This window comes from Rhizobium flavescens (assembly GCF_011319365.1).
Genome location: NZ_WXZP01000009.1, coordinates 1 through 4,893 on the forward strand (window position 1 = coordinate 1; position 4,893 = coordinate 4,893).

8 protein-coding genes are annotated in these 4,893 nt (G+C 63.4%); all 8 read right to left on the reverse strand.

The window, feature by feature from the left end; translation table 11 throughout:
• Positions 1-332, reverse strand: a 332-nt coding sequence (locus tag GTU70_RS00875) for a helix-turn-helix domain-containing protein (protein ID WP_057352993.1), incomplete at its 3' end; no start/stop codon positions are given.
• Positions 313-696 carry a type II toxin-antitoxin system RelE/ParE family toxin gene (locus tag GTU70_RS00880; protein WP_057352992.1) on the reverse strand — a complete coding sequence of 128 codons (384 nt, stop codon included), beginning with the start codon at positions 694-696 and terminating at the stop codon, positions 313-315. The genes GTU70_RS00880 and GTU70_RS00875, both read right to left, overlap by 20 nt.
• 162 nt (positions 697-858) lie before the next feature.
• Positions 859-1,197: a chromosome partitioning protein ParB gene (locus GTU70_RS00885; protein WP_185756051.1), complete on the reverse strand. Its 339-nt coding sequence runs from the start codon at positions 1,195-1,197 to the stop codon at positions 859-861.
• A complete protein-coding gene (locus tag GTU70_RS00890) occupies positions 1,194-1,853 on the reverse strand; it encodes a nucleotide-binding protein (RefSeq protein WP_125335968.1) in 660 nt (219 codons plus the stop codon). The genes GTU70_RS00885 and GTU70_RS00890 overlap by 4 nt, the downstream gene beginning before the upstream one ends.
• 74 nt (positions 1,854-1,927) lie before the next feature.
• Positions 1,928-2,584: a SprT-like domain-containing protein gene (locus GTU70_RS00895; RefSeq protein ID WP_166096881.1), complete on the reverse strand. Its 657-nt coding sequence runs from the start codon at positions 2,582-2,584 to the stop codon at positions 1,928-1,930.
• 243 nt (positions 2,585-2,827) lie between these two features.
• Positions 2,828-3,706, reverse strand: a complete 879-nt coding sequence (locus GTU70_RS00900; RefSeq protein WP_125335966.1) for a helix-turn-helix domain-containing protein — start codon at positions 3,704-3,706, stop codon at positions 2,828-2,830.
• Between the two features lie 194 nt (positions 3,707-3,900).
• Positions 3,901-4,110 (reverse strand): ribbon-helix-helix protein, CopG family, encoded by a 210-nt coding sequence (locus GTU70_RS00905; protein ID WP_097143538.1) that lies wholly within the window; start codon positions 4,108-4,110, stop codon positions 3,901-3,903.
• 185 nt (positions 4,111-4,295) lie between these two features.
• On the reverse strand, positions 4,296-4,892 hold the full coding sequence (locus tag GTU70_RS00910) for a recombinase family protein (RefSeq protein WP_166096882.1): 597 nt from the start codon (positions 4,890-4,892) through the stop codon (positions 4,296-4,298).
• Position 4,893: the final 1 nt, after the last annotated feature.

A 4,893-nucleotide genomic window follows, 5' to 3' on the forward strand; every position in this document is an offset into this window, starting at 1 on the left:
TAGTGCAGCGCCTCGATGCCCCGCCGCCGGATCACGTTCAACAAGGCCAGAGCCGGCCCTTTGGCCTGCGCCTCGCCGCGCTCAAGCTGCGACACATAGCCGGGCGTCACATTGAGATAGCGGCCGAACGCGGCTTGGCTAAGGTGCGCCCGCTCGCGCACGGCCCGCACCTCCGCGCCGGTCATTGGCGTTTCAGTCGGCAAGATTTTCTCTCCAAGGTGCCGCGCCGTGATCTTCTCATAGGTCGCCTCGTCCATGATCCCAAGGCGGCGCTGTGCGTCCGCCATTTCCGCGATCTCGCGGACAAGGCGGCTAGGCTTCGTCGTCGTCATGCTCGATCTCCTTCAAATCTCCGTCCTCAATGGCTTGCCCGACCAGCTCGGCCGACGCTGCAAGCCAGTTCGCCCCGATCGTGCGCAGGGCCGCCAACTCGTCATCGTCAATGTTATCGCGGTCGCTCTTGGCGAACGCATACAGAAACACCGCGCGCCCGGCCGCCCGATAGGCGACGATCATCCGATACCCGCCGGAGCGCCCCTGACCAGGCCGCGCCACGCGCTGCTTGATGAGGCCGCCGCCAAGATCGGCGTCGATAGTGCCACGCTCGGCCCGCTCGATAGCCTCGCTCAAGCTGGCGTCGGCAATGCGTTGCCGGCGGGCGAACCGCATAACGCCTCTGGTCAAGAAAATCCGCACGGAACCTCCGCTATAGCACCATAAACTATAGTGCATATTGTTATAGTTTCAAGCGCCTACTAGCTCGGCGGTAGCCCCCGGCCGGCCCGCTCTCATCATCTAGGGCCGTAGGGACGGCCGGGGGCGGATGGTTACATGCTTACCTGTACGCATGTTTGCCCGCTATTCCCCATCCTCTCGAACGACCGGGAAATTGTATTTCGCGAAAAGCAGGTTCAGCGCCTCGGCCACAAGCCGCTCCTGCGTAACCCGCTTGCCTTTGTCATCGCGCGTCCGGAAGCTGAGTTCTTCCAGCGTCTCCCAATAGGCCGGCGGCAGGTGATGCGTTTTGGCGCTCTTGTTCGCCCTCGACGGCGGAACGTAAGTTCCGCCCGACTGCTGGCCGCGAGCCGACCGCTTCGGCTCGGTCGGCGTGTCGAAAAGGGCGGGAGCTGCTGGCTCGGTCGCCGGCGACTCCGCCGTCTTGATCGCGGTGGCCAGAAGGGAAGGCTTGCGGCTCATGCTTTCATCCTTTCATGCTTACCTGTAATCATGCTTGCCTGCTCTGAAAGGAAGCTAAACAGGCCGGCGACTTCTTGGGCGGCACGTCCTTGCGGTTCCAGCTCTTGCGGCGTCTGCCCCAGGGCCGGCGCATCCTCATAGGCTTTCAGGCGCGACAGATGGATGGGCGCGACCGGCACGTTGAAACGCTCTGTGATCGCGGCGGCGTCGTCGGCCGCCCTACCCCCGGCGTTCGGATGCACGAGATTTAGCACCACAAAGGCCGGCGGGTTGCCGGCCATGTCGAGCAGCCGCTTTAGAGGCTCCAAGGTGTCGATCGCAAATATCTGCGCTTGGGTCGGGATCAACACCATGTCGGCGTGCTTGGCCGCCTCCGTCGAGGCGCTGTCCATCTTGCCGGGCGTGTCGATGAACACCCAATCCATGCCAAGGCCGCGATAGGCGTCCAAGGAGCGCGGGATAGCGCCGGGCTGGATCGAGGCAACGTCAGGGCCGTCGCCTTCTCGCCGGTCAAACCAGTTGACGGCGTTCGTCTGAGGGTCGAGGTCGAGCAAGGCGGATTTCTTTCCGGCCTGATGCGCCGCGACTGCAAGCGCCGTCGCGATCGTAGTCTTGCCGGTCCCACCCTTTTGCGTGCAGAGCGCTACTGTAATCATGGTTGCATCCTTTCATGCAAGGAACCCTACATGCTTTCTCTCAATCATGTAAGCATGTATAGATTTATGGTCGGTTAACCATCGTCGCCGTCCTCGGCCGCCATAGGCTCGTCGCACTCCCCACAGACCAAGCGCGCGCCCGGCTTCGCCCAAGCGTGAAGTTCGCAGTTCGGGCATGTGTAGCGGGTCTTGCTGGCCGACTTCGCCTTGCGCTTCCTCCGGGCGTCGGCGTCGTCCCAAAGCTCGACATAGAGGGCCGAAAAGTCAGGTTGGGCGGCCAGTTCGGCAAAAGCACGGGCGTAGGGGCCGGCCTCGATGAGGTAATGGCTGCATGACTGGCCTGTTTCCTTCCCGCCAGGTCGGCCGGTGTCGGAAGGGTGCAGGCCGATCGCGTGCATTTTCGCCGCCCATTCCTTGTTGTGGTAGCCGTTCCGCGAGGGCTTCCCAAAATGGTGCTGCCAAAGGTGCGCCATCTCATGGGCGAGGGTGGAAAGGCTCTGCTCGTCCGTCCGGCTCTTGAAGTGCGACGGATTCAACGCGATTTCGTCGGTGATCTCCGCGCCATCCTTCGATCCGAACCGGCGGCCAGCGAAATAGCCATAGGCTTTGTTCTTCCGCTGCAAGGTCACGAGGCAGGGCGGCAGCTCGCCGCCGAAAAGCCGCTCATTGAAGAAATCGAACGCCCGATTCAGCGCGGCATAGGTCTTCGCGGTCGGATTGGCGGGGGACATGGCGGCCTCTTTTGTATCGTACGAAACAACAATCGCACAAGTCGCGCTGACATGAAAGCATGTTTACATGATTTCATATTGAGCGCAGCCCTTGCCCCTCGCTCGTTCTCGAAAGCCCATAGGACGGTGACCGCAGGCGCAAGCGTTGCGGATTTTGCTCCGAGGGCGCCGTTTGCCGGCCCGCCTATGCGCGGGCCGGAACCGCCGCAGGGCCGCGATAGCGGCCCGAACAGCGGCGACCGCTTATGTTTTCATATAGAGAATGGAACTAGAGGGGGATTCAGTCTGTTTATCGGACTCACGTTTCATCAAGTTCTTTGCCATGCTCACAAGGGCCTGCCCTAGCGGGCTGTCGCCCACGTCGAGCTGCGTCCGCTCATCGAGGGGCAGGGCCTTCCTGTAGGAGTCGATTGCCTCGCTCCAAGCCCTCTGTTCCTGTCCATGATCCGCAGGCGGGGGAGGGGCCTTGCCGAACCGGCCGAGGAACTGCCGGGCCTTCTCCGGCAGGGACAGGCGATAGGCGTTGCTCGCCTGCTGCACCTGGGGGCCGCGCCCCTCGTTGCCGGTCGGCTCGTAGCGCCGCAGCCAGTCGATGAAGCCATGCGCCCGCAGGTTCTTCAGCGCCCGCACGATCGTATCGCGCGACCGGCCTAGCCTGTCCATGATCGTGGTGATTGACGGCTCAAGCCGCCCGGTGCGGAAGTCGATGAGGTTGACGAACAGCCGCAGCACGTCCAGCGCCACCGATCCGAGCGGGCCGCTGCGCTCGCCCTTCTCGTGCAAGCCGGCCTCGTTGTAGATTTCGGCCGCCTTCAAGATCGCCTGCACGTCCTTGCGCGTCGTCGGCCGCCATATGTGGCCCTCCGATCGGCCTTTGAAATGGCTGTGCCGGCGAACAGGCGTCGGGCATCGCTCGGCCGGGGGAGGGAATACCAGCCCTAGCGCGGTCTGTCCCGATCCCCGCAAGGCGTCCCGGCGCTGATAGGCCAGCGCGGAGAGCTGGCCGGCCTCGTCGTCGGAAAACTCGCCGGCTCCGTGCCTGGTCCAGATTTCCCGCATGATGTCGTCAAGCGCGTGCCCGCGCGCGCAGCCGATCGCGGCCGCGATTTGCGTCCTCAACATATGCCCTTCGTCCTTCCGTTCGGGAGGGCATGACGGCTTGGACAACGGACAAAATTTCACTGTTCCCGCAAAACGCATGTCTTGCGGGGTTAGTGGTAACGAGCTATGTTGGGGACAGGTTTGTGGTTGGCCCCAAAGCTAGCCGTTCCGAAATCCAAAAACCCCTTGCCGTGCCACCGGCGAGGGGTTTTTCGTTATGCCCTCGTTTCCTTCTCGATAAGTAGCCTCAACGCTTCTTCGATAAGCGGCGCGCGACCCGGCGCGCCTCGGCGTTCCTTGATCTGATCAAGTGCTTCGACAAGATCACCCGGAACGTAGGTATTCAGCGCCACACGACCGGCGGCCGCCTGCCGCGCCCTATGAGCGGCAACGTCCTTCCGAATCTTTTCTGTGTTTTGCTTCATACTTACAAGTAAGCGGTGATTTGTCTGATTCTGCAAGCCCTTGAATCCAAGCCGCTGAAATAGCGGGATTCAGTTCAGTGCTCTCGCTGGCGCTTCGCGCTCTATCTCGGCGCGAGTCGGATGCCGAGAGGGGAGGGCAGGGTAAACATGATTGCCTGCAAGCATGTAATCATTCCCCCGCGATTTTACTTCGCTGGCACACCATCTAGCGCCCGGTAGAGGGTGGCGCGATGCACTTTCAGAAGCCGGGCGACTTCCGCCACCGGCTTCTTATCGTCATGGATGAGCTGGCGGGCGTGCGCGATCTGCTCGGCCGTGAGGGCAGGGGAGGGGCCGAACCGCACACCCCGCGCCTTCGCCGCGATCCGGCCGGCGCTCGTGCGCTCCACGATCAAGCTGCGCTCGAAATCCGCAATGCCGGCGAACACGGTCAACACCATGCGCCCGGCCGGCGTCGTCGTGTCGGCCCACGGCTCTGCCAGCGATCGCAGGCCAGCGCCGGCCTCCTTGATCCGCTCCGCGATCGCCAGAAGGTCGGCCGTCGATCGGGCGAGGCGGTCTAGCCTGGTGATCGTCACCACGTCGCCGGCGCGCAGATGGTCGAGCATCCGCGCCAGCTCGGGCCGGTCCCGCTTCGCTCCGGACGCCTTTTCCTCGAAGATGCGGACGCAGCCGGCCGCGCCAAGGGCGGCGCGCTGCGCGTCGAGGTCCTGGCCGCGTGTCGAGACGCGGGCATAGCCGATGAACGCCCGGCCGGCGTCGGAATCTGGTTGGCGGCTCACG

Excerpts from the sequence above, each read along its gene's own strand:
- GTU70_RS00890 (WP_125335968.1), bottom strand. The coding sequence starts at position 1,853 with ATGATTACAGTAGCGCTCTGCACGCAAAAGGGTGGGACCGGCAAGACT.
- GTU70_RS00885 (WP_185756051.1), bottom strand. The coding sequence starts at position 1,197 with ATGAGCCGCAAGCCTTCCCTTCTGGCCACCGCGATCAAGACGGCGGAG.
- GTU70_RS00900 (WP_125335966.1), bottom strand. The coding sequence starts at position 3,706 with ATGTTGAGGACGCAAATCGCGGCCGCGATCGGCTGCGCGCGCGGGCAC.
- GTU70_RS00895 (WP_166096881.1), bottom strand. The coding sequence starts at position 2,584 with ATGTCCCCCGCCAATCCGACCGCGAAGACCTATGCCGCGCTGAATCGG.
- GTU70_RS00905 (WP_097143538.1), bottom strand. The coding sequence starts at position 4,110 with ATGAAGCAAAACACAGAAAAGATTCGGAAGGACGTTGCCGCTCATAGG.